Raw genomic sequence first — 22,558 nt, forward strand, 5'->3', positions numbered from 1 at the left:
CCAAACCCTGGACGCGCCGTCATGCCAGACCCGAAAGGGCACGCCGGCGAAGATGGCGAGGACGGTCGAGCCGTTTGAGAGAGGAACGGCGCGTTCGATGCGTTGCCCCCCTGCCCGGCTCTTCTTCGTCGCCGAGCCGCTTAGCTTTTCGCCAACCGTGGCTGTCCACGTCTCTCCGTTCGATCGGAACGTGATTGAGCGGATGCGTTTGCCTGTCGGCGCCGGTGCACACCCGCAGGCCAGCGCGAGCTCATTATACGCTTGCTCTTGGTCCTTGGCCGGAACGCCCGGCACGAAGAAGGTGGACCCCTGCCCTGCTGCCACTCGCTTGAACCTTTCATCAAACCGGATGCTATTCCGCGATCGGAGGGAGGTGGGATCGCCCTAGCCGACACTGCAACCGGCAGGTCGCATTTACGGAAAGCCGGCGATACGGAAAAGCGCATTACCGGCTTTGCGGCGACACGCCGATACGCCGATACGCAAAAGCGTAATTACGGCGCCTCGTATTTCTTTACCAGCAGGTCACGGACCTCGTCAGCTATTTTCGTGCCTCGCATCGCGCACTGGGACTTGATCGTGCGATGGAGGCTCTCCGGTATGTCGATCGTCAACCGCTTCATCTTGACGTCCGCGGCGGGGGGTTCGGCAAGCTTCTCTGCTCCCGCTCCCACCCAGGCATCGGCGCCAGCGGCGGCAGGCGCGCCAGCCGTTGGGCGTCGGCCGATCGTCACTTTCTTGGTCATGCCACAAGCTCCATCAGTTCGGCCCGTACGGCCTCAATTTCCACTGCCGCTGCGCTCTTGCCGTCGATCTCGAAGACGGCGCGCCCGGTGGCCGCTGCCTCGGCAAACACGACGCGCTGGACGATCTGCGCCGTCATGGTCGGAATCTGATATGCTGCCAAAGCCTCAACCACGTCGCGCCCAATCGCCGTTTTTGCGACTTTGCGATTTACCACAAATGTGGCCTTCAGGCTTTCCTTAAATACGGACGCTTCGACGATAAGCTTGACCACCTCGTCTGCGGCCCAGATGTCGTAAGGCGAAGGCTGGACAGGGACCAGCACCACATCCGCCGCCATGATCGCCGATCGCGCCAGCTCGGTCACGCGAGGCGGTCCGTCGATGACGACATGATCGTAGCCCTGGCCGATCTGGTCCAACTCCTTGTGGATGGTCGGTCGAGGGAAGCCGACCACCGAGATCATCGGCTGCTCCTCGCGAGCCGCGGCCCAGTCGAGCGAACTGCCCTGGGGGTCGGCGTCGATCAGCAACACGCGCGAGCCGTCGCGTGCGAGGCTTGAGGCCAGGTTCACGCTCAGGGTCGTCTTTCCGACGCCGCCTTTCTGGTTGAGCAACGCAACGATCATGAGAGGCACCTTCCGTGGAAACGTGTAATCGTAAAACCTGCAAAACGTAAAGCCGTCTTATCGGCTTGCCGCTTCGTCGTCTACTCGCAAACCCTGCGATGTGCTTTTCTGTCGGAGAGAAGAGGGCGGGAGGGGGTGAAAGGAGACGGGAATGTCCCTGATCGCTCTCAGACCCACCCAGCGCGTTGTCGATATCGTGGGTGCCCTTGGCGGCACCTGGCGGGGCTATATCGCTACCTGCCGCTGCCCAGCACACCAGGACAGCGATCCCAGCCTGTCCGTGCGGCAGGGGCACGACGGCATTCTCGTTCATTGCTTTGCCGGTTGCGATCCGGGGGACGTCCTGCGCGAAATTTCCCGCCTACGACCCTCCGGAAGCCATCAGCCACCGCCCGCCCGGCACCGCCCTGGCGGGAGCAACGTCGGACGGCTCTGGGAGGAGGCCCTTCCCGCGGACGGTACGGCAGCCGCTGAGTATCTCGGCGGGCGGGGCCTGCGCCTGCCACTCGACGATATCCGCTTTCATCCACGCTGCCCGTGGGGTCCAAAGCCTTCCACGCGCTTCCTGCCCGCGCTCATCGTAGCGGTCCGAGAGGGTTCCCACCTCCGTGCGATCCAACGTATCTTCCTCGACACGACGAACGGTGGTTACCTGGACAAGGTGATGCTCGGCGCTCCCGTTGCCGGTGCCTGGCAGGGGGGCAGGGCGGGGGAGACCCTCGCCATTGCCGAAGGCTTCGAGACGGCTGCGGCGTTCACCCAGATCAATTGCATACCGTGCTGGGCGACGTTGGGGGCGGCCCGCCTTGATCGCATCCAGATCCCGAGCAACGTCACACGACTGATTATCGCCGAAGACAACGATCCCGAAGGACGGCGCGCGCGCAGCAAGGCCTGGCGAGCCTATCGGGAGCGTGGGCTTGCGCTCGCCCGCATGCCACCGCCGGAACAGTACGGCGACTGGGCCGACGTGCTTAGGCCGAGGAGCTGAGAAGGGGAGGGGGAGCGGGGGAACTGAGCTGCAGCACGCAGACAGTTCTGGAGACCCACCCCATGACCGACCTGTTCGATCCCAAGCATGACCGCGCAACCGCCTGCACCGACGCTGCCCGCATGCTTTTGCCGCTCCTCGGCGGACAGACGAAGCTCAGCCGACGCGACCTCAACGAGGCGATGGTCCACGCCTTCGGTGGTTCGGACGCAGAGGGGCGCTGGACGCAGCGCGAGAGCTTCGAGGTGCTCGAGCATGCGCTGGCGCTCCATCTGGTGAGCGGTTCGCAGCCGCTCCAAACCGCGGCCGACCTCCCACTCGCCCTCGGCTTGCTCGATCGCCTGCCGACGCAAACGGTGCGCAGCGAGGAACAGATCGACTGGCAGCAGTTCTCGACACCTGTCGACATCGCAGCCGTGGCCGTCCTGCTCGCGGCTGCACGACCGACGGATGTCGTGCTCGAGCCCAGCGCCGGCAACGGACTGCTTGTCGCTCAACTGTCGACGATCGCCGCCCTGCAGCTCAACGAGATCGATCCGGCGCGGCGGGCGCGGCTCTCCGCCACATTTCCCCATGCCGTCGTCTCCGGTCATGACGGGGCAACGATCGGCAGTACGCTCACAGCTTTGCAGCGCCCCAGCCTCATCCTCATGAATCCGCCATTTTCGCGTTCGGTCTGTCGCGGTGCCGACGCGCTCGCCGCGGTCCGCCATCTTCAAGCCGCGCTGAAGCGGTTGCGGCCAGGCGGGCGCCTCGTTGCCATCATGCCGGACTGGTTCGCCCATTCCGCACGGATGGCCGATATCTGGACGACGACACTTGCAGGAACGGCCCTTCGCACCTCCATCCGCCTCACGAACGGCTACGGAAAGCACGGCACCGGCGTCGCGGTTCGGATCTACGTGATCGACAAGATCGTGGGCGACATCGCAGGGGTCACGATCGCTCGTCGGAACGTGGCTGAGCTGGTCGACCTGCTTGTCATTCCCGATCGCGCTGCCCTGCAGGAGGACAACGCATCCTCGGCGGTCAAGCGGGGAGGGGCGGTGTCGCTCCTGCGAGCGATGAAGTCGCGCCCGGCTGCCGCGCCGCGCATCTTCCGGGCGCCGACCCGCAACGAGGTGCTACCGGTCGGCTACAAGGTGCTCGACACGCCAGCGCCTATCGCCGAGCAGGTCGGGGTCTATCTGCCGTACCGGCCTAGCCGCATCGTCTTCGACGCGGCCGGCGACCATCCGACCTCGCTGGTCGAGTCTGTGGCGATGGGCTCCATCCCGGCTCCCATCCCCTCGCACGTTCCGCACCTGCCGGAGCGCACCGTGTCGGACCGCCTCCTGTCGTCGTCGCAGCTCGAAACCGTCGTCTACGCGGGGCATGCCTGGACGCAGTTCATCCCGGGGATGTTCTCCTGCGACAAGGAAGGCGTGGGGCTCGTCCTCGACGCTGCCGGTCGGCAGTATCGGAAGGGCTTCTTCCTTGGCGATGGCACTGGGGCCGGCAAGGGGCGCCAAGTCGCTGCCATCATCCTCGACAACTGGCTCGCAGGGCGTCGCAAGGCGATCTGGGTGTCGAAGAACGAGGCGCTCCACGCAGACGCGGTTCGCGACTGGACGGCGCTAGGCGGGATGGCCGCTGACGTGCAGCCGCTGTCGCGCTGGAAGATCGATGAGCCGGTGACGATGAGCGAGGGCGTGCTGTTCGTCACCTATCCGACCCTCCGGTCGGGTCGGGGTGACGCAACGCGGCTCGATCAGATCATCGCCTGGGCGGCCGACGACTTCGACGGGGTGATCGCCTTCGACGAGGCACACGAGATGGGTGGCGTCGCCGGCGGGGAGGGTGCCATGGGCACCAAGGCGGGCTCACTCCAGGGTATCGCCGGCGTTCTCCTCCAGAACCGTCTCCCGGCCGCCCGCGTGCTGTACGCGTCTGCCACCGGTGCCTCAGAGGTCAACAACCTGGCCTATACCGTCCGGCTCGGTCTGTGGGGACCCGAAACATCCTTCGCCGATCGCGAGGCATTCATCTCCGAGATCCGTCAAGGCGGCATCGCCGCCATGGAGCTCGTCGCCCGCGACCTCAAGGCGACTGGCCTCTACACGGCGCGCGCGCTGAGCTTCGCCGGCGTCGAGTACGACATCCTGCGACACGAACTGACCCCCGATCAGATCGACGTCTACGATCGATACGCCGATGCCTGGGGCATCATCCATCGAAACATGGAGAAGGCGCTCGAGATCACCGGCGTGGTCGACGCGATGGACGGTGCGACCAAGAATGCCGGCGCCAAGGCGGCAGCGCGCTCCCGGTTCGAGAGCTGCAAGCAGCGCTTCTTCGGCTCGCTGCTCCTCTCATGCAAGCTACCGACCGTGCTTGCGGCGGTTCGCCAGCATCTCGATGCCGGGCAATCCGTCGTCCTTCAACTGGTCAGCACCGCCGAGGCGATCCTCAACCGTCGCCTGGGTGAGCTCACGCCCGACGAGCGCGCCGAACTCGATATCGACTTGTCACCGCGCGAAGCGGTTATCGACTATCTGACGCGTGCGTTTCCCGTCCAGCAGATGCGGGACTACCGCGACGACACTGGCGAGGTGCGCTCGCGCCCGTTGATCGACGACGACGGTCACGCGGTCACCAATCCGGAGGCCGAAGCCGCGCGCGACGATCTCATCGAGCAGCTCTGCGCTCTCCCGCCGATCGCCGCGGTGCTCGATGGCGTCCTCACCTACTTCGGCCACGACGCCGTTGCCGAGGTGACGGGTCGAACCAAGCGCCTCGTCCCGGCCGCGAACGGCACCCAGAAACTTGAGACGCGATCGGGCAGATCGACCCAAGCCGACGCCGCAGCGTTCATGGCCGGCACCAAGCGCATCCTCGTTTTCTCCGACGCGGGCGGAACCGGCCGGTCGTATCATGCCAGCCTAGACGCCCTGAACCAGGAGCAGCGTGTCCACCTCTTGCTCGAACCGGGCTGGCGCGCCGATCGCGCGATCCAGGGGCTCGGACGTACCCATCGCACGCATCAGGCCTGCTCCCCGCTGTTCCGCCCTGTCACCACCGACTGCAAGGGCGAACTGCGGTTCACCTCGACGATCGCGCGCCGGCTCGACAGTCTCGGTGCGCTCACCCGCGGCCAGCGCCAGACCGGTGGCCAGAACCTGTTCGATCCTGCCGACAATCTCGAAAGCGAGTACGCCAAGGCCGCCCTGATCAGCTGGTATCACCTTCTCAAGAGCGGGAAGCTGAAAAGCACCAGCCTCCAGGATTTCACTCATCGCACCGGCCTCGAACTGACCGATCAGGATGGGGTCCTGAAGGAGGAACTCCCGCCCATTCAGCGCTGGCTCAACCGCTTGCTGGCCCTGCCGATCGGCCTGCAGAACGTCATCTTCGACGAGTTTCTCGCGCTGGTGGAGACACGCGTTGCGGCCGCTCGGGATGCCGGCACCCTCGATGTCGGGGTCGAGACCATGCTGGTGGAAACCGCGACCGTCCTCGATGATCGCATTCTGCGAACCGACACAGTTAGCGGTGCCACCTCGCATCTACTGACGATCGAGGTCGCTCGTCGTCGCCATCCGGTCTCGCTCGACCGAGCGCTGCGTCTCGCCGACGCCGACGACACCGCAGTCTTCGTAAAGAACGCCAAGTCGGGGAAGGTCGCCCTCAAAACCCCGGCGCGTGCCGGAATGACGGAGGACGGCATGCCCGTGCTGCGCATCGAGCTGATGCGACCCACCCGCCGCGAGTACCTAGCTGCAGACGACCTCTATGAGACCGCCTGGGAGGAGTGCGCACGCGAGACCTTCGCCAAGGCGTGGGCGGAAGAGGAGGAGCAGGCGCGCAATCACGTCGACACAGAGACGATTCGTCTTGCAACAGGGCTCCTCCTGCCGATCTGGTCCGCGCTGCCCAGCACACATCTGGCGGTCAGCCGTATCGTCGACGCCGAGGGACGGTCGTGGCTTGGCCGCATCGTGTTCCCCGGCGACCTGCACCAGCTCTTCGGCAAGCTCGGGCTCTCGGAGGAGACCTCGCTCACACCCAGCGAGATCGCGCGGGCCGTTGAGAACGGCAATGTCATCCCTCTCAAGCGGCCGTTCGCCTGCGAGATCAAGCGGGCACGCGTGAACGGCCTCCCGCGGATCGAGATCGTCGGTGCGCCCGCCGGCCAGCTTGCCTGGCTCAAGTCCCTCGGCTGCTTCACCGAGGTGATCGCCTACAAGACACGCGTGTTCGTACCGGTGCCCGAGGCGACCGTAATCCTGCAGCGTGTGCTTGGCGATCGATGAGAGCGGAGCCTCTTTACCGCCAACGGCGTCCGGGATGCGCCGCCCGCGCATGAGCGCGGGCACCGGAGCGATCGGGACAAGGAAGGAAAGGGGGAGCGGGAAGGTGTCCGGTTTGGGTGCGGCGAGACGTCGCGCGGCCGGGCACCTGATGGAGACGACGATGACCCAGACCGTGCCACTCGCGAAGCTGAAGCGCTCCGAGAAGAACGTCCGTACCACCCCGCCCAGGAACATCGAGGCGATGGCCTCGAGCATCCGTGCGCGCGGCATCATGCAGAACCTGCTCGTTACCGCCGCACGGCCCAAGGGGACGTACGAGATCATCGCCGGCGATCGGCGTTATCTCGGCGCGATGATGCTCGCCGACGCTGGCGAGATCGACGCGGCGACCTACGGCGTGCCGGTCAAGATCGTCTCCGGCGACGACGCGGACCTGCGGGAGGTGTCGCTCACCGAGAACTTCCAGCGCGAGCCGATGACCGCAGCGGAGGAATGCGTCGCATTTCAGCATTTCCTCAAATCCGACGGTGACATCGACGCCGTCGCGAACCGGTTCGGCCAGACGCGACGCTTCATCGAGGGCCGGCTGCGGCTCGCCAATCTCGCCGAACCGATCTTCGAAGCGCTGAGCGAGGGACGCATCACGCTGGAGATGGCCAAGGCTTACGGCTCCACCGAGGATCAGGCCAAGCAGGAGCGCGTCTTCCAGCAGTACGCCCATTCTTCCTACGTGAACGCCGATCAAATCCGCCGCGCGATCGTGAACGACACGATGAAGGCGAGCGACCCGGTCGCGGTCCTCGTCGGCACCGACGCCTATGTGGCTGCAGGCGGCAAGGTCGAGTGCGACCTGTTCAGCGAGGACGGCGATCGCTGGTCGGATCCGGAGCTTGCGCGGACGCTCGCGGCCGCGATCATGGAGGCCGAGGCGAAGCGCGTCGGCGAGGAGCAGGGCCTCGCCTGGGTCCGGCCGATCGCGACCACCAGCCTGTACGGGGCGACCGCTGATCTGCACCGCGTCACGCTCGAGCCCGCGCCGCTCGGCGAGGAGGAGGCCGCACGCTCCGACGCCATCGTCGCGCGCTGCGAGACGCTCGAGGAGCTGATGGCCGACGAGGAGATGGAGGAGACCGCGTACGCGGCTCTGGAGGAGGAGTTCGAGCGGCTCCGTGAGGAATATCAGACGCTGCACTCGCGGCCGCCCGTTCTTTCCGACGAAATGAGGGACAAGGTGGGCACCTTCCTGACCCTCGGCCGCGACGGCAAGATGACGCTGGAGACCACCTACTTCAGCGAAACGCCGCTCCAAGGCTCGGCCGGCGACGGCACGTCCGGCTCGACCCGCAGCGCTCGGGACACCTCGTCGCTTCCGCCCGAAGCGGTTGCTCCCGGCGGCAAGCCGCTGAGCGCACGCCTCCACGACGAGCTCGCGGTACAGCGTCGCGACATCCTGGCCGCATCGATCCTCGCCGACCCCGGCCTGGCCCTCGACTACATGCTGTTCGCGATGACGGACCAGAGCCGCAGCTACAGTCGCTATGGCACCACCGTCACTGCGGGTCGGCCGCAGGATCCTCAGATGCCCAAGGACCAGCCCGCGACCCAGGCGCAGCTCGCCATCGCCGAGGCGCGTGAATCGTTGAACAGCGATTGGACCACGTCGAGCAGCCCGGTCGAACGGTTCGAGGCATTCCGGGCACTCGATGACGATGCCAAGGCATCCTGGTTGGCCCTCACCGTTGCGTCGTCGCTCGAGGCGAAGCCCGATTACAGCTCGGCGAAGACCAATCCGCTCCACGCCCGCCTCGCCTCGATCCTCGAGATCGACGTCGCCAAATGGTGGCGGCCGACCTCCGCAAACTTCTTCGACCGTGTGTCGAAGGGGACGCTGCTCGCCCTTCTCACCGACGTGGGTGGGCCAGTGCTGGCGGCACGCTATGTCGGCTCCAAGAAGGGCGAGATCTCGACGTCGTGCGAGAAGCTGTTCGCCGGTGAGGCCATCACCGAGGCGGAGACCAAGGAAGCCGCCCTTGCCTGGGTGCCGGACGCGATGCGCTTCGACGTGGTGGCCGCGGTCGCCGACGCCGAGTTCGACGAGAGCGTCGATGATGAAGCTTCCGAGACGGCGCAGGACGATGTCACCAGCGGCGATGACATCGAGGATCCCGCCGATGGCGATAGCGACGAGGCGGAGGGCGCGCTCGGCTCGGTCAACGACGACCACGCGCTGATCGCGGCCGAATAGGTCCAACGCCAACCCGCGGCCTGGGACCTCCCGGGCCTGACTGGCGGTCGTCTTCCACAAAGGGGCGGCCGCCAATTCCCGTTACAAGGGAGACCTCGACATGACCTTTCGTCGGAAACCCGTCGACAAACCGCGCCGCGACGTCGCGGCCGAAATCACCAGCCTCATCATCCAGAAGCTCGAGTCCGGCGTCTTGCCATGGTCTCGCCCGTGGGGCCTCACCGGCGCCGGGGGGCGCCCGCTGCGCCATTGCGGCACGCCGTACACCGGCATCAACAATCTCTACCTCTGGGCGATCGGTGACGCACGCGGCTACTCCGCGCGTACCTGGATGACCTACCGTCAGGCCGAAGAACTCGGTGGCCAGGTTCGCCGCGGCGAGCACGGTTCGCACAGCGTATATTTCTCGAGCTTCTCGAAGACCGAGACCGATCGCGTTACGGGTGAGGAGGCGAACAAGAACATCCGCTTCCTTCGCTCCTACACCGTCTTCAACGTCGAGCAGATCGACGGCCTGCCGGTCTATTACTATCCGATCGCCGCGCCGCCCGAACCGCGGGTCGAAAGCGTGCATCGTGCCGCTATCGACCGTTTCTTCGACGCGCTGCCCGCTACCGTGCGGCATGGTGGCGACCAGGCGTTTTTCTCGCCGATCGGAGATTACATCCAGATGCCGCACCGGACGATGTTCCGGTCGGACGATCATTACGCCAGCACCCTCGGCCACGAATACGTTCATTATTCGGGCGCGCAGTCGCGGCTCAATCGCGAGTTCGGCAAGAAGTTCGGCGATCAAGCCTACGCTTTCGAGGAGCTTGTCGCCTCGATCGGGCAGTGCCTCATCTGCGCCGACCTCGGCCTCCCAGGCGAACTGCACGACAACCACGCCAGCTACATCGATCACTGGCTGCGCATCCTGAAGGGAGATTCGAGCGCGATCATCAAGGCCGCGTCGAAGGCCGAGCTGGCCGTCGCGTGGCTCAAGGACGCCGCTGACGAGGGGTCTCAAGCCCGCAACATGCAAGCGCTCGCGGCATGACCGCGCGTCATCACAGGAGCCCAGACCATGCACATCGAGCTGCGCAAGCTGAAGATCGTCGCCGCGCTGTCGGAGGAGACGACCTGCTACAGCGCCGAGATATGGGTGGATGGGCAGCGCGCCTTCCTCGCAACCAACCATGGTCATGGCGCGGCCGACATGTTCCATCCGGTAGGCTCGCTCAGCGAAGCCGACGTCGACGAGTGGCTCGCCGCCAACCGTGCGCCAACCCGCTTCGGAGACACTGTGCTGAAGCACACGCTGGAGTTCGAGGTCGCCGCACTGATGACCCGGATCGAGGAAGCCAAGCGGCTCCGGCGCACCTTCCGCAAGAACCTCGTCGTCATCGAGGATGGAAAGGTCTGGTCCTACCCGCTCAAGGGCCGACCGGCCGAAACCGTGGCGTCCGCGATCAAGCGCCAAAAGCCCGCAGCGCGCGTGGTCAATGGCGATGACGCCGCGCTCGAGGAAGCGATCACCATCCTGATCGCAGCCGACGAGTTGGTCGGCGAGAGGTGACGCACCATCTCCTCGACCTACTGGCGCCCGGTCCTCCGAATGCCGAATGGAAGGCAGAGAAGGCGGGCTGGCGCGCCCAGGTGATGGGCAATTCCGCGTGCTGCTACCGCCGCGGCAGCCGACTGGCAGGTGCCTGGCATCGTGGCTTCGATGCCGCGGCCCATTCCAGCGACCCGCTTGGCCTCATGCTGTGAAGCCGACATTGCTTGCAGCTGCCGGATAGGAGGTGACCCATGCTTCCCCTTCGTTTCGCGACTCACTTCATGACCGACACGCCTGTCGACCGCGACACGCGACGAGCCCGACTGCTCGCGGCGCGACGCTACCCCGTCGGAAGCGTGCCACGGCGTGGGATCCTCGGCGGGCACTGGGATGGCGGGACCGTCGTGGGGGCCTTCCGACTAGGGCGTGGATCGTTCCGGTCGACGTGAGCGCCATTAACCTCCGAGCACCGTGATCCAGCCGGGGGAGAAGAGGGAAGGGGGAGCGAGGTTTCGAGCGCGATGTGGCGCTCGGGAGACCTCCACGATGCCCTACGACGTCGCCTTCCGCCACCAGCAGGCACTCGATCCAAGCGCGCTGACGACCATCGTCGCTGCGTTGCACGCCGTCACCACCGCGATCGACGATTGTCGCAACGCCGGCGTGCCGTTCGACGCAGATCCCGGCGTACTGCTCCTCGCGCGTCACCTCGGCCACATCGCCGGAGCCGGATCCGATGACTCTCTTCTGCGACGCCGCTGCGAGGACAAGATCGCCGAGCTGAAGAAGCACCCGGCACTCGCCACGCTCGCTATCCGGGGCGTCGCCTACGATGCGGCTGCGAAGGATCTTTTCCATGTCGAAGGACGCGCGGCCCTGCACCGCCTCGCTGTCGCACTCGGACTGAGCGAGGGCGATTACGACCTTCGATCGAACCGCGGCCACGCGTCTCAATCCGGCGAGATCACGCTCCACACCGACGAGGTGCGCGTGCAACTCTCGCTGACCGCACTCGGTCCCGGCCACGAGGTCAACTATCGTCGTGTTCGCGGCCGTCACGACCATCTGGGTGATCGTGCCCGCTACGCCATGGCACGCGAGCTGCTCGCGACCGAGTGTTTCGCTGAACGACTGCAGCGAGAGCTGCGGCTGACGACGTCAGCGCCGGCGCCGGCGCTCCTGGCGGACTGATCGGGCCCGTCTCCGACCCCTATAAGCAAGGAACATCGCCATGGGTTGGCTCAGCATGCCACGGTCGTCGATGACCCCTCATTCGACGCCCAAAAGTTATCTCGACGCGCAATTCACGTACGACCGGCGCGACGCGGAGGGGAAGGGCAGGGCGCTGCGCGTCGTCGCTTCGTCGTGCCTGCGAAACAAGGTCTGGTACGCGGCCGTCACACCCAGCACCGACGGCATCGACGAGCCCACCATCGCCGTCGTGTGCCTGGTCAGCTGGAACCCCCGCGCAAAGGACGGCTTCGTCTTCGCCTACAAGGATAGTGCGCCGTTGTGGCGCTGAAAGGAGTATCAGCAATGATGAGGTAAGTTGAGGAAGCCTCTGCCCACCAAGCTAACCTCGGGTCCGAAAGACCTGAAATCTGGAAACGGACGGGGGACAATAGCATGCTTGGAGCAAGGCCGAATGCGTCCCAGTCGTAAAAGGGCGATGCCGGTCAGGGCAAGACGCGCATGGTGAAGGCTATACTGCTTAAATCCCAGTCTGCAGCGTTTTATATAGCGAAACTGGCGAAAGCGACTGATACGCCAGTCCGGACGACGGCAAGGGTCTCATGTCTTGGCCCTTTGCTCCTCAGCCCGTCCGGCGCGCCTCTCGTCGAGGGGTTCAGTGGATGAACGGGACACCTAACCGCGTCGTATCTCCAATCAGTGTAACTACGGGATGCCCTAAACAGGCGGCTTCGACCGACCTGCACGGGTACGGAGCCGCCATAGTATTCAAATGCCCGGGGTAATGCCCAGGACAGCTCCCTCACCAAGGGAGACGGTGCATCCGCATAAGGAACGGGCGACCGGGCCGAAAACGGGGACCATCGGGAGAAGGGCGGCAGTTGCGATACTTCAATCGGCAATCATGGGGTGTGCTGATGCTACCTGAAACTGTGATGGCCCGGTTGGAGGCCATTCCGACGCTGGCAGCGTCGGGCAAACGGGTGAACGGGCTTCATCGTTTGATGGGGTCTCGGCTTCTTTGGGAGCAGGGACTCAGAAAGATTGCCTCCAATCGGGGGGCGATGACGCCGGGCGTCGATGGCGAGACCTTCGCGGACTTCGGTCCCGAGGACCTCACTCCGTTGATCGCCAGCGTGACGACCGGAGCCTATAAGCCGAAACCAGTGCGTCGGGTGTTTATCCCGAAAGGCAAGGGGAAGCGGCGTCCGCTGGGCATACCCACGCGCGACGACCGTCTCGTCCAGGAGGTGGCACGTCAGCTGCTCGAAAGAATCTATGAGCCGGTGTTCTCGAACGCCTCGCATGGATTCCGACCGGGGAGATCGTGTCACACGGCACTTGAACACGTCAAAGCCGTCTGGACGGGCGTGAAGTGGCTTGTTGACGTGGATGTCACTGGGTTCTTCGATAACATCGACCATGACGTTTTGCTCATGCTGTTGCGGAAGCGGATCGACGATGAAAAGTTCGTTGGCCTAATTGGCGACATGCTGAAGGCAGGGGTCATGGAGGGGCGGACGCATAATCCGACCTACAGCGGCACTCCACAGGGTGGGATCGTCTCCCCGATCTTGGCGAACATCTACCTGCACGAGCTCGATGAATTTGTCGCAGACCGGATTGCCGCCTTTGAAAAGGGAAAGACCCGCGCCACGAACCCGGAATATGGGCGACTGGCAGCGCGCATCGCCAAACAGCGAAAGCGGCTCAAAAGTCTTCAAGCACGCGGCAACGCTGACGAGGCAACGATGGCGGCCATATTAGCCAAGATCGACGTTTTGTCGAAACAGATGCGTACCCTACCGTCGCGAGACGGCATGGACGCCGGGTATCGCCGACTTCGCTACTGCCGGTACGCCGATGATTTTCTCATCGGTGTGATTGGCAGCAAGGAAGATGCGCGACAGGTCTTCGCCGAGGTTGAGGGTTTCCTGACCAACGCGTTGGCCCTTAGCGTGTCCGAGGAGAAAAGCGGTATCCGCAACGCGAGCGATGGCACCGCCTTTCTCGGTTACGAGGTGCGAACCTACACGGGTCGCCAGTGGACAGTGCGGAGCCAGCGGGGCTCGCAGCACTTCACCCGCCGGCCTCCTTCGGAGGTGATGCAACTCAATGTGCCGTGGGAGAAGGTGTTCGAGTTCGCCTCGAAGAAGGGCTACGGGGATATGGCCGTCTTGAAGGCCCGTCACCGGAACACCCTCCTTAGCTGTAGCGATGCCGAGATCGTCCTTGCCTACAACGCCGAACTGCGGGGGTTCGCGAACTACTACGCCCTGGCGAGGGACGTGAAATTCAAGCTTAACCGGCTTGAGTTCATCCAGCGCTGGAGCATGTTCAAGACCTTGGCGAGCAAGCACAAAAGTAGCGTGCGTGTCGTCGCCGCCCGTATGAGGTCGGGGCAGGAGTATAGCGTCGGCTACGTCGCTGACGACCAGCCTCGGTCGGTCAAAGTCTGGAAGCTGATGGATCTGAAGCGTGAATGGATTGACCCGGTCAAGGTGGATACCCCGCCTTGGACGCAAATCTATTCGCACTCACGAACCGACTGGGTCGATCGCCAGAATGCCAAGCAATGCGCGGCATGCGGGCGGACGGACCGGCCGTGTCACGTCCATCATGTCGATGGGCTGGCCGATGTTAAGCAGCACGGTCTAGCAACGATGATGAAGGCTGCACGGGCTCGCAGGACGAAAGTCCTGTGTGACCTTTGCCACGCCGACACCCATCGAGGCCAGTTGCCCGATAGCCGGAACATGAATGGTGTTGTCGCAGCGGAGAGCCGCATGCAGTGAAAGCTGCACGTGCGGTTCGGCGGGGGGATCAGGGCTGACTCTCTGAGCAGCACCAATCCTACCCGACTGGACGAGACGATGGGGCCGAACGAGGCCGCGTGCCCCGAGCGTATCCTCTCCCTGCTCGGCGACACCGACAACGCCTCGGCGCTCAACTGGCGGCGCCGCTGCCTCGACCGCCTCGCCCAGCGATCCGAGCGGCCGCTCGAGCACGGCATGCACATCCGGCTGCCACACCCCATCAAGTTCGTTGACGGGCACGAGGGCACTGACTTCGTCGTTCACAAGCGCGGCCGAAAGATCGCGCTCGCCAAGCTCGGTTCCGATTTTCCGGGTTATCGTATTTCTGGCTTGCGCGACATGCCGTGGACCATCGTTCCCCCGCCCACCCATACCCGCGTCCACAAGACGGTGTTCGGTTGATCGCCGAGCCGTCCAGCATCAGGATCAATCCCATGCTTCGTCACGATGACCTCACCGCTCCGATCAGCCCCAAGCGATCGCATCTATGCAGCCGCGCCAACGCGCAGGCGGTCGCCGCCCGCATGTTCGACGCCGGGGCGCGCCAAGTCTCGGTCGTGCGTACCGGAGATATCCTTCAGCCCTTCCGGGTCATCCCGGCGCTCGTCGACGATCCGAACGTCGAGCTCGAGCTGCGTTACGCATGAAGACGGCGATCCTCCTTGCCCTTGTCGCACTTGCGGCCTGCGGGGCAGCCGAGCCCGGGCACGAGCCCGCACAGGATCTCACCGGACGAGGCCGCGCGCTGGACGGCGACACCATCAGCATCGACTTCCGGTTCTCAGGGGCGGACGCCTTCGAGCGGAAGCAACTCTGCCAGATCTCCAGCGGCTGCTATCCTTGCGGCAAGCTCGCGCAAGACGCGACCGCCCGCATGCTCCGCTCGGGGGAGGCGACGATCCGTTTGGTTGGCAGTAGCAGCTACGGTCGACCGGTTGCCGTGGTCAGTGTGAACGGCTCTGACCTGGGCGAGCAACTGATCGCTCAGGGGTGGGCGGTACCGGCCACGAAGTATCTCAGGAGCGATCCGGATCGCGCCGGGCGGTATATGAGCGCTTACGAAGATGCGAGGACCAACAAGCGCGGCGCCCATGCCGGCGCCTGGATCGATCCCGAGAAATGGCGTCGCGGGGAACGCCTCACATGCGAGCGGGCCTGATGCCTGTACCCGCTACACAAAGCGGTCCGGCTGACGATGCCGGACCGCTTTTTTTGTTTGGTAGGCTCCAGCCTTATGCCGGGCGATCATGCTTTGCTGGACGATCGATCGGATCGTAGTCGGGACCCGGGTCGTGCGACCAGGAGGCGCCGATCGCAAACTCGGCCTCGAAACGGCCAACCGGGCCATCGGGCTCGGCCGCCACGTAGGGAGCCGGCGCGATCCGCTTCGGCGCCTTCGTGCGATGCAGGTACCCTGCCACGCGTCCCCGTCCGAGCAGCAGCGCCTCCAGCCACAGCAGATCATCGATCAGCACACACACGCCACGACCCGCGAGATTGTAGTAGATGCACCGCTGATAATCGTCGCAGCGATTGCCGAGCATCTGCGCCAGCTTCGCCTTGCCGGCAGGGTCGCCCTCGTGGATCCACTCGCATGCCTCCCGCAGCTCACGCACGGAATAGTAGGCATCCTCCGACTCGATACCGATCGAGGCCGCGGCGATGGCGCGGCGGGTCGGTCGGACGTCGGGGTTGAGCGAGGCGTCGCGCAACGTGAGGTCGAGATCGATCGGCCCGGTGAAATCTTGAAGCTTCATGACCTAATCCTCCTGTCCTCCGAACGTAACGTGAACATCTGCGACCTTGCAAGTGTTCATCGGCACCTTTTCACCCTCTGATCTTCCGATATGATCCCGCTCATGTGGCTCGTACCGCGCGACACCAGAGGGCTTACGTCACGCACCGGCGTCCCTGACGTCGTGCGACGCGCGTTGGTGCGCTGGTACAGCGGCGATGGCGAAGACAGCGATCATCGGGCTTCGGTCATCATGGTGGTCAAAGCGCGCGATCATCATCAGTGGATCGCATGCGACTGCCTCGGGGACGCGGCTGACCCACCACTGCTATCGCCAGCCTATCTGTCTGAGGCCGAGACATACTACCTCAGGCGCCTTACGAGCATCCGGCAGCGGCGACCGGAGCACCATGTCGACTGCCCGTTCTTTCGCGAACAGGCACCTCCCCGCATCCGCGAGAAGGCGACCGCGACGCCGCGCACCATCAACGAGCCAGACGGTCTCTTCTCCGCGCACCGGCTCGCGCCTGAGAAGCTCGCCCAGCTTCCTGAAGACGACGAGCCAGATGATCGCACGCGCGGCGTTGCGATACCGCGCCTTGCGCGCCTGCTCTGGCAGCTAATGGAAATGGCTCGGGTCAACGTTGTCGAGCCGCTGGGTAGGGGAGAACCTCGTGAGGCGTCGATGGCGCTGGAGTTCGGACGGCTGCGCAGCGCGGCTGAGCGCGTCGAGATAGCTCCCGGCATTCCGCTCGCACGCCACCTCTACACCCATATAGACCCCTACGAGCGCGGCATCGTCTTCGCGAAGCTGCGCGAGGCGGCGCGCCACTGGCCCGCCGAACATGCGCCACAGGCATTCCTCCTGCTCTACGCCGTCGATATTTCGGGAACGACGGTGACGCTGGCGGGCGGACGCGAGCTCATCGTGAAAAATCGCATCAGGCACATCGGCGTTCATCAGCGCCGGATCGGGCCTCCGTTCCTGGTCCTTGCAGTGATCGGCGAACATAACCCGCGCGAGGGCTATGCTGCGCTTCGGGCGTATGCGCAGCCGGTCGCTCGCCCCTCCAACTTCATTGCCGTGCATAATGCAGCGGAGCGCGAGACCATCGTTGGTCTGCTCGATCTGCAATACCGACTCCGCCGGCGCGGCATCGGCATCGGGTTCAAAAGGCTGCTCTTCGACGTCGCGACGAGTGCGGGCGAGGTCCGCCCCGATCTGCTCCTCGATCTACGTGACTTCACAACAGGAGAGGTCATGGAAGCGGCGCTGGAAGTGGTCACCGGGCACGACGCCGACACGTTGGGCCTCAAGATGCGACAGGTGGAGAAGCTCCGCGAGATCGCTCCGGTGGTGACGATCCATGCCGAGGACCTGGAAGATGGCGCCCTCGAAGCGGCCGTGCTCGACCAGCTGCATATCGGGTGATCCTGGGTTCATTGAAGGAGAGAGGGAGGGACCTGTCCGATCCATGAGGGAGACGACAGATGACCCGCTTCCAGCCGAGCCCCCGGCCCGACACAACGCCATGGGGAACACCCGATCGCGCCGACCAGGTTCTTCACGGCATCTGGCGCGTCTCGACGCCGAGCCATGGCGGCTACGTCCTCTCCGATGAACGTCAAGCCGCGATGCCCGAGGCACTTCGTCGAGCGGACCCATACTACGAGGAGGACGTCGACTATGCGCTGGTTCTCTACGGTTTCGCGAGCGAGTTCCGCCGCTTGCCCGTGCCCGGCATCGCTCTTCAGGTCGAGAACGCCCGTCGGTCGGTGCGATGCTGGCATCCGGATCGCTGGACGGCCTTGACCGGCGAGGAGGTGACGATCGGAGAAAGCCACGTCGTCCGCCGTCGCGCCGCCTACACCGCCATCATTGGGCAGTACGAGAGCGTCTCGGCGTCCGGGTCATGGGCGGACTGGGTTCCTGACGGCAAGGTCGGATGCGTCTTTCGCCGTGTCGCCAGCGTGGATGCGCTCGGCTTCGCGCGCCACGAGGGCGAGCCCATCTACGGCCTCGTCGACAAGGCACGCTACGACGCTCGGGTCATGCCCGAAACCTTCGACACGCTCTCGGCAGAGCGCGTCGCAAGCACGGCGCCGATCACCAAACAGGTCGCCGCCCTGACCTGACACCCCAACCCATACGACGCCAGAACAAGGATGCCGCTATGACCTGCGTCACCCCCATCAGGCCGCTCCCCGAGGCCGCAGACAATCGCGTACCGCTGGGCCACCATTCGAGCGGCGCACTCCACCTTGATCTCGATCGACTTCTTGCCGGGCGCCTGCTCATCCAGGGCAGCTCGGGTGCGGGAAAGAGCCGAACGCTGCGCCGGATCATTGAAGAAGCGTTCGACTACACGACGATCGCGATCGTGGACCCCGAGGGCGAGTTCGAGAACCTCGCCCGTCACATCGGTGCCACCACGATCCGGGCGGTCGAACTGACCGCCGAAGGCCTAACCGCAGCGGCCGCGCGGAGCCGACATCATCGGCTGTCGATCCACATCGACCTGACCGACCTGGATCCCGATCAGCGCATCATCAAGGCGGCAGCCTTCTTCGCCGGTCTCATCGGTGCGCCGCGTGACGACTGGGATCACACCGTCCTTGTCTGCATCGACGAGGGACACCTCCTCGCGCCACACGTCGCCGGGTCCGCTCGAGACGCGGAGGCGCGACGCCTCGGCGTCGCGACACTCACCGATCTGTGCGCTCGCGGCCGTAAACGTGGCCTGGCACCCGTGATCGCCACCCAGCGGCTCGCCAAGCTGTCGACCTCCGTGGTTTCCGAGCTGCAGAACGTCCTCGTGGGCCTCAACGTCTTCGATCGCGACATCGCGCGAGCAGCCGATCTTCTCGGCTTCTCAGCCAAGGAGGCCGATGCGCTTCGCACGCTCGTCCCTGGCGACTTCTTCGCGATGGGACCGGCCCTTTCGGCGACACCCTGCCTCGCCCACATCGATCCGACGATCACCGAGCATATCGGAAAGACCCCAGAGCTGCGCGCCGCGGCCTCTGTCGACGCGACCGAGGCGGCTCGGTTGCTCGACCTCGCCGGGCTTGCCGAGGTGGCAGACCATGGCCCTGCGATCGCGCTCAAGGGCACGCGCGCGCTCGACGCCTTCCTCCTTGATCCCGCCGCGACCGATGCTGCCGCGATCGTCGAGGCACTCAAACGCATTTCCCCGAACGCCAGCACGGCGCGCGATCTCGCAAGACACCTGTCGCTCGATGCGGAGCGAACCGATCGGGCGCTCAACCTCCTGTCGGCGATCACTGCCGTCGACACGATGCCCAAGGGCGACGACCGCATTGCGCGTCTCCATGCGCGTCTACGTGCCCGCCTCAGCGACGTCGCAGTGGTGGCCCTATGACCGACCTAGCGCCCGATATCGTCGAGCTCGTCGCCTGTCCGGTACGAACGGCGCCGACAGGCCGGCTTCGCGAGATGGCGTACCGTGGCGATGCCTGGATGCCCGACGAGGTCGCAACGCTGGAGCGCCTGTTTCGCGACGACATAGCGATAGATGAAATCGCGTCAGCGATCGGTCGGCGCATCCACGGCGTCCGCGACAAGATCGCGACCTTGGGGTTGCGCCGAAACTCGCAGCGGAACTGGTCCGAGGCCGAGGACGCCTGGCTGACACGCGAGTACGGCTCACGTCCCGCATCCGCGCTCGCACAGGATCTCGGACGAGCCTGCACCGCCGTTTATGCTCGCGCCGGCCTTCTCGGCCTTACCGAAGGCAATGCCCCACGCTGGACCGAGTGGGAGGATGCTCAGCTGCGCGCCGGCTTCGAGCGCGCAATACCGGTCGCACAGATCGCAGTCCTGATCGGTCGCCCGCTCTCGGGCACGATCACGCACGCGAGCAACCTTGGGCTGCGACACCCGAACAACCCGCCAGGATGGACCGAGGCCGAGGCGGCACGCGCGCTGACACTCGCGGCTGAGGGCCATCGCTACGTCGATATCATAGAGATGATGGTCGCGGAGGGCTTTCCCCGACGCACAAAGGCGGGGTTTGGCCCGCACCTGCGCAAGCTCGGCTACGGCCGCGGTTGGGGCCGTCCATGGACTTCAGACGAGGACGCTTTGTTGATGCGCGTCTATGCTGACGGAACGAGCCGGACGCCGCTCATAGCGCGGCTCGGCCGTACCACCCACTCGATCAAGTGGCGGGCCGAATACCTTGGTCTGCGCGGTACTCACGCCAATCGGGATGGCTTCCGGAGCGGTCCCGTCTGGACCGAGGGCGACATCGCAACGCTGCGCGAACACTATGGCAAGATGCCGATGACGGATCTCGCCACCAAGATGGGCCGTACCAAGGCCTCCCTCTTCACTCGCGCAAATATCTTGGGATTGGTCCACGGCTACCAACGGCCTTGGAGCGATGACGAATGCCGCGCGCTCGCGCTCGCGCATGCTCATGGCATCGCCTTGCCCGACCTCGTCGTCGCCTTGGGGCGCAATTACGCGGGCGTCCACAAGTACGCCGAGAAGCAGGGCCTCAAGTTCAGCCGACGTCCGCGTCGCAAGTCTGCACCGACGCTGCAGGACATCCTCGCCCTTGCTCCGCAGCCATAGGCGCGGAACGACCCTGGATCGAAGGGGAGGGGGAGGGGCCGGGCGGGCGTGAAGGACACGCCAGCCACGAGGAGCGCATCATGATCCCCGCCACCATCGCGACCGCGGTCGCACCCGAGACGATCGCGAAGGTCACCCGGCTGTTCAACAACACCGCCTTCGACGTGGTGACCGAGCTCTTCCAGAACGCTCGGCGCGCCGGCGCTCTTGCGGTTGCCGTGCTGATCCAGTCGGGAGGTCCCGATACGCTCCTCCACATCATCGATGACGGGCATGGGATCGCCGACCCCACGTCGATTGTGACGCTGGGTCGTTCGGGATGGTCCGACGAGACGCGCCGCATGGAAGATCCTGCCGGCATGGGAGTTTTCAGCCTCGCCGGACGAGACGTGATGGTGCGTTCCTTCTCCCGTCCTGATCGCCAAGGATGGATGGCACACATCCCCGCCTCGGCCTGGGAAACGAGCCGGCCGATCGCGATCTCGCCCGACCCGATCTCGCGCGGCACCGCCATCACCATCAAGGTGCCGGACAGCTGGCTGAAGACGCTCGCTGACGACGTCGCCAAGGCGGCGAAACACTATCCGCTGCCGGTGACGCTCGACGGCAAGGCACTGCCGCGCGAGGACTGGCTGGCGGACGCAGTCCATATCGAGGAGTGGAACGGAACGCGCATCGGGGTCTTCCAGAAACATCCGTCATCCTACTCGACCCACGACGGACGCTTGAACTTCCATGGGCTGACGATCCCCTGCAAGCTGCCGGACGTCCAGGAGGTCGACCGAGGCCATCATTGGATCGCGCGCGTCGACATCTTTGACGCGCCACAGATCCAACTCGTGCTCCCGGCACGCAAGGAGGCGATCGAGAACGACGGCCTGACAGAACTGCGCCGGGCGGTGAGCATCGCCATCTACCGCGCGATCGCCGCGCAAGGATCGCACCGGCTGTCGGCCGAACGCTGGCGCGAGGCGGTCGACCTCGGTGTCGATCTGCCGGAAGCGGCGGCATACCTCTTCGCATGGATCGCACCCGCGGCCGATAGCGGTCGCAACTATGCCTCGGGCGAGCGCACCACCGATCCTGCGATGGTGGTCATGTCCGACTTCGACGCGCTGGTCGCACAACCGGCAGCGGAGGCGATCGCCACCCACAACCCGTTCGGCGGCCCCCTTGTCATGGCTCAGGACGCCTTCATCGGTTATCGCTGGTACGACGTCCTTGCCCGCGTGGACGACCTACGGTTCCGCATCGTGCAGGGCGACCTCGACTTCGTGGTTTCGGCTACGCTCGATGCGCCTGCCGAGGCCGAGGACGGATGGGTCGACGCGATCACGCTGGAGGCCACCATCTCGCACGCGGGCGCGTCGATCGAGGCCTCGACCGCTGCCGATGTGGCCTTCGCGCCGGACGAATGGACCTGCAACTCGGTCGACGGGACGTCCATCTTCGTGTGCCGCGGTAGCAGCCGGCCCGCCCTCGCGGTCGCCGATCTGTTCGAGCGTGCCGCGTTCGAGCCGTCTTCCGACAGCGACGCTGACAGCTATGACACCCAGCTAGAGCGCTTCCAGGCGGATGCGGCCGAGCGGATCATCGGCCTTCTCGAGGGTGACGATGCAGCGCTCGAGAGCCGCATCCGCGACAAGCTGTCGGGACACTATTTCATGGTTCCCGCCGACCGAACCGTGACGGTCGTCATCAACCGCGAGCGTCTCGAGGTGAAGATCGTCGAGCGCGCCGCCCCGCCGATTGACACCAACGAGGAGGGCGCGTGAC

General features: G+C 65.1%; 20 protein-coding genes. 17 read left to right on the forward strand and 3 right to left on the reverse strand.

Going from position 1 to position 22,558, the window contains the following annotated elements; all coding sequences use genetic code 11:
* Positions 1-494: 494 nt before the first annotated feature.
* The gene (locus NPJ82_RS16060) at positions 495-746 is read right to left on the reverse strand and encodes a plasmid partition protein ParG (protein ID WP_342659169.1); all 252 of its coding nucleotides are present in this window, start codon (positions 744-746) and stop codon (positions 495-497) included.
* Positions 743-1,372, reverse strand: coding sequence for a ParA family partition ATPase (gene parA / locus NPJ82_RS16065; protein ID WP_342659170.1), 630 nt, complete (start codon positions 1,370-1,372; stop codon positions 743-745). The genes NPJ82_RS16060 and parA overlap by 4 nt, the downstream gene beginning before the upstream one ends.
* Positions 1,373-1,523: 151 nt before the next feature.
* Between parA and NPJ82_RS16070 the strand changes: the two genes are divergently transcribed.
* The 12 genes from NPJ82_RS16070 (at position 1,524) to NPJ82_RS16125 (ending at position 15,606) form a co-directional block, all read left to right on the forward strand.
* Complete coding sequence (locus NPJ82_RS16070) at positions 1,524-2,363, forward strand: toprim domain-containing protein (RefSeq protein WP_342659171.1); 840 nt, start codon at positions 1,524-1,526, stop codon at positions 2,361-2,363.
* 62 nt (positions 2,364-2,425) lie between these two features.
* Complete coding sequence (locus NPJ82_RS16075) at positions 2,426-6,655, forward strand: strawberry notch family protein (protein ID WP_342659172.1); 4,230 nt, start codon at positions 2,426-2,428, stop codon at positions 6,653-6,655.
* A gap of 160 nt (positions 6,656-6,815) precedes the next feature.
* Entirely contained in the window at positions 6,816-8,900 is a 2,085-nt protein-coding gene (locus NPJ82_RS16080) for a ParB/RepB/Spo0J family partition protein (RefSeq protein ID WP_342659173.1), read from the forward strand.
* Between the two features lie 100 nt (positions 8,901-9,000).
* Positions 9,001-9,939: a zincin-like metallopeptidase domain-containing protein gene (locus tag NPJ82_RS16085; RefSeq protein WP_342659174.1), complete on the forward strand. Its 939-nt coding sequence runs from the start codon at positions 9,001-9,003 to the stop codon at positions 9,937-9,939.
* Positions 9,940-9,966: 27 nt separating this feature from the next.
* Positions 9,967-10,458, forward strand: coding sequence for a hypothetical protein (locus NPJ82_RS16090; protein ID WP_342659175.1), 492 nt, complete (start codon positions 9,967-9,969; stop codon positions 10,456-10,458).
* Complete coding sequence (locus NPJ82_RS16095; RefSeq protein WP_342659176.1) at positions 10,455-10,652, forward strand: hypothetical protein; 198 nt, start codon at positions 10,455-10,457, stop codon at positions 10,650-10,652. The genes NPJ82_RS16090 and NPJ82_RS16095 overlap by 4 nt, the downstream gene beginning before the upstream one ends.
* A gap of 334 nt (positions 10,653-10,986) precedes the next feature.
* On the forward strand, positions 10,987-11,631 hold the full coding sequence (locus NPJ82_RS16100; RefSeq protein WP_342659177.1) for a hypothetical protein: 645 nt from the start codon (positions 10,987-10,989) through the stop codon (positions 11,629-11,631).
* Between the two features lie 40 nt (positions 11,632-11,671).
* Entirely contained in the window at positions 11,672-11,962 is a 291-nt protein-coding gene (locus tag NPJ82_RS16105; RefSeq protein ID WP_170170976.1) for a hypothetical protein, read from the forward strand.
* Between the two features lie 586 nt (positions 11,963-12,548).
* Positions 12,549-14,426 (forward strand): reverse transcriptase domain-containing protein, encoded by a 1,878-nt coding sequence (locus NPJ82_RS16110; protein ID WP_342659178.1) that lies wholly within the window; start codon positions 12,549-12,551, stop codon positions 14,424-14,426.
* Between the two features lie 78 nt (positions 14,427-14,504).
* Positions 14,505-14,849 (forward strand): hypothetical protein, encoded by a 345-nt coding sequence (locus tag NPJ82_RS16115; protein WP_342659179.1) that lies wholly within the window; start codon positions 14,505-14,507, stop codon positions 14,847-14,849.
* Positions 14,846-15,094 carry a hypothetical protein gene (locus NPJ82_RS16120; protein WP_082442134.1) on the forward strand — a complete coding sequence of 83 codons (249 nt, stop codon included), beginning with the start codon at positions 14,846-14,848 and terminating at the stop codon, positions 15,092-15,094. Before NPJ82_RS16115 ends, NPJ82_RS16120 begins: the two co-directional genes overlap by 4 nt.
* Complete coding sequence (locus NPJ82_RS16125; protein ID WP_116463016.1) at positions 15,091-15,606, forward strand: thermonuclease family protein; 516 nt, start codon at positions 15,091-15,093, stop codon at positions 15,604-15,606. Before NPJ82_RS16120 ends, NPJ82_RS16125 begins: the two co-directional genes overlap by 4 nt.
* Before the next feature lie 73 nt (positions 15,607-15,679).
* Here NPJ82_RS16125 and NPJ82_RS16130 read toward each other — a convergent pair whose 3' ends face one another.
* A complete protein-coding gene (locus tag NPJ82_RS16130) occupies positions 15,680-16,204 on the reverse strand; it encodes a hypothetical protein (protein ID WP_342659180.1) in 525 nt (174 codons plus the stop codon).
* A gap of 102 nt (positions 16,205-16,306) precedes the next feature.
* On the opposite strand from NPJ82_RS16130, the gene NPJ82_RS16135 reads away from it, so the two are divergent.
* From NPJ82_RS16135 to NPJ82_RS16155, 5 genes are all read left to right on the forward strand, one after another.
* Positions 16,307-17,614 (forward strand): hypothetical protein, encoded by a 1,308-nt coding sequence (locus tag NPJ82_RS16135; RefSeq protein WP_201780557.1) that lies wholly within the window; start codon positions 16,307-16,309, stop codon positions 17,612-17,614.
* A gap of 59 nt (positions 17,615-17,673) precedes the next feature.
* Positions 17,674-18,318 carry a hypothetical protein gene (locus NPJ82_RS16140; protein ID WP_342659181.1) on the forward strand — a complete coding sequence of 215 codons (645 nt, stop codon included), beginning with the start codon at positions 17,674-17,676 and terminating at the stop codon, positions 18,316-18,318.
* Between the two features lie 38 nt (positions 18,319-18,356).
* Positions 18,357-19,565 carry a DUF87 domain-containing protein gene (locus tag NPJ82_RS16145; RefSeq protein WP_342659182.1) on the forward strand — a complete coding sequence of 403 codons (1,209 nt, stop codon included), beginning with the start codon at positions 18,357-18,359 and terminating at the stop codon, positions 19,563-19,565.
* On the forward strand, positions 19,562-20,782 hold the full coding sequence (locus NPJ82_RS16150; protein ID WP_342659183.1) for a hypothetical protein: 1,221 nt from the start codon (positions 19,562-19,564) through the stop codon (positions 20,780-20,782). The genes NPJ82_RS16145 and NPJ82_RS16150 overlap by 4 nt, the downstream gene beginning before the upstream one ends.
* A 167-nt stretch (positions 20,783-20,949) precedes the next feature.
* A complete protein-coding gene (locus NPJ82_RS16155) occupies positions 20,950-22,557 on the forward strand; it encodes an ATP-binding protein (RefSeq protein WP_342659184.1) in 1,608 nt (535 codons plus the stop codon).
* Position 22,558 lies beyond the last annotated feature (1 nt).

The sequence above is a fragment of the Sphingomonas sp. NY01 genome (assembly GCF_038809135.1).
Lineage (GTDB): Bacteria > Pseudomonadota > Alphaproteobacteria > Sphingomonadales > Sphingomonadaceae > Sphingomonas > Sphingomonas carotinifaciens.

Excerpts from the sequence above, each read along its gene's own strand:
- NPJ82_RS16060 (WP_342659169.1), bottom strand. The coding sequence starts at position 746 with ATGACCAAGAAAGTGACGATCGGCCGACGCCCAACGGCTGGCGCGCCT.
- parA (WP_342659170.1), bottom strand. The coding sequence starts at position 1,372 with ATGATCGTTGCGTTGCTCAACCAGAAAGGCGGCGTCGGAAAGACGACC.
- NPJ82_RS16070 (WP_342659171.1), top strand. The coding sequence starts at position 1,524 with ATGTCCCTGATCGCTCTCAGACCCACCCAGCGCGTTGTCGATATCGTG.
- NPJ82_RS16075 (WP_342659172.1), top strand. The coding sequence starts at position 2,426 with ATGACCGACCTGTTCGATCCCAAGCATGACCGCGCAACCGCCTGCACC.
- NPJ82_RS16080 (WP_342659173.1), top strand. The coding sequence starts at position 6,816 with ATGACCCAGACCGTGCCACTCGCGAAGCTGAAGCGCTCCGAGAAGAAC.
- NPJ82_RS16085 (WP_342659174.1), top strand. The coding sequence starts at position 9,001 with ATGACCTTTCGTCGGAAACCCGTCGACAAACCGCGCCGCGACGTCGCG.
- NPJ82_RS16090 (WP_342659175.1), top strand. The coding sequence starts at position 9,967 with ATGCACATCGAGCTGCGCAAGCTGAAGATCGTCGCCGCGCTGTCGGAG.
- NPJ82_RS16100 (WP_342659177.1), top strand. The coding sequence starts at position 10,987 with ATGCCCTACGACGTCGCCTTCCGCCACCAGCAGGCACTCGATCCAAGC.
- NPJ82_RS16105 (WP_170170976.1), top strand. The coding sequence starts at position 11,672 with ATGGGTTGGCTCAGCATGCCACGGTCGTCGATGACCCCTCATTCGACG.
- NPJ82_RS16110 (WP_342659178.1), top strand. The coding sequence starts at position 12,549 with ATGCTACCTGAAACTGTGATGGCCCGGTTGGAGGCCATTCCGACGCTG.
- NPJ82_RS16115 (WP_342659179.1), top strand. The coding sequence starts at position 14,505 with ATGGGGCCGAACGAGGCCGCGTGCCCCGAGCGTATCCTCTCCCTGCTC.
- NPJ82_RS16125 (WP_116463016.1), top strand. The coding sequence starts at position 15,091 with ATGAAGACGGCGATCCTCCTTGCCCTTGTCGCACTTGCGGCCTGCGGG.
- NPJ82_RS16130 (WP_342659180.1), bottom strand. The coding sequence starts at position 16,204 with ATGAAGCTTCAAGATTTCACCGGGCCGATCGATCTCGACCTCACGTTG.
- NPJ82_RS16135 (WP_201780557.1), top strand. The coding sequence starts at position 16,307 with ATGTGGCTCGTACCGCGCGACACCAGAGGGCTTACGTCACGCACCGGC.
- NPJ82_RS16140 (WP_342659181.1), top strand. The coding sequence starts at position 17,674 with ATGACCCGCTTCCAGCCGAGCCCCCGGCCCGACACAACGCCATGGGGA.
- NPJ82_RS16145 (WP_342659182.1), top strand. The coding sequence starts at position 18,357 with ATGACCTGCGTCACCCCCATCAGGCCGCTCCCCGAGGCCGCAGACAAT.
- NPJ82_RS16150 (WP_342659183.1), top strand. The coding sequence starts at position 19,562 with ATGACCGACCTAGCGCCCGATATCGTCGAGCTCGTCGCCTGTCCGGTA.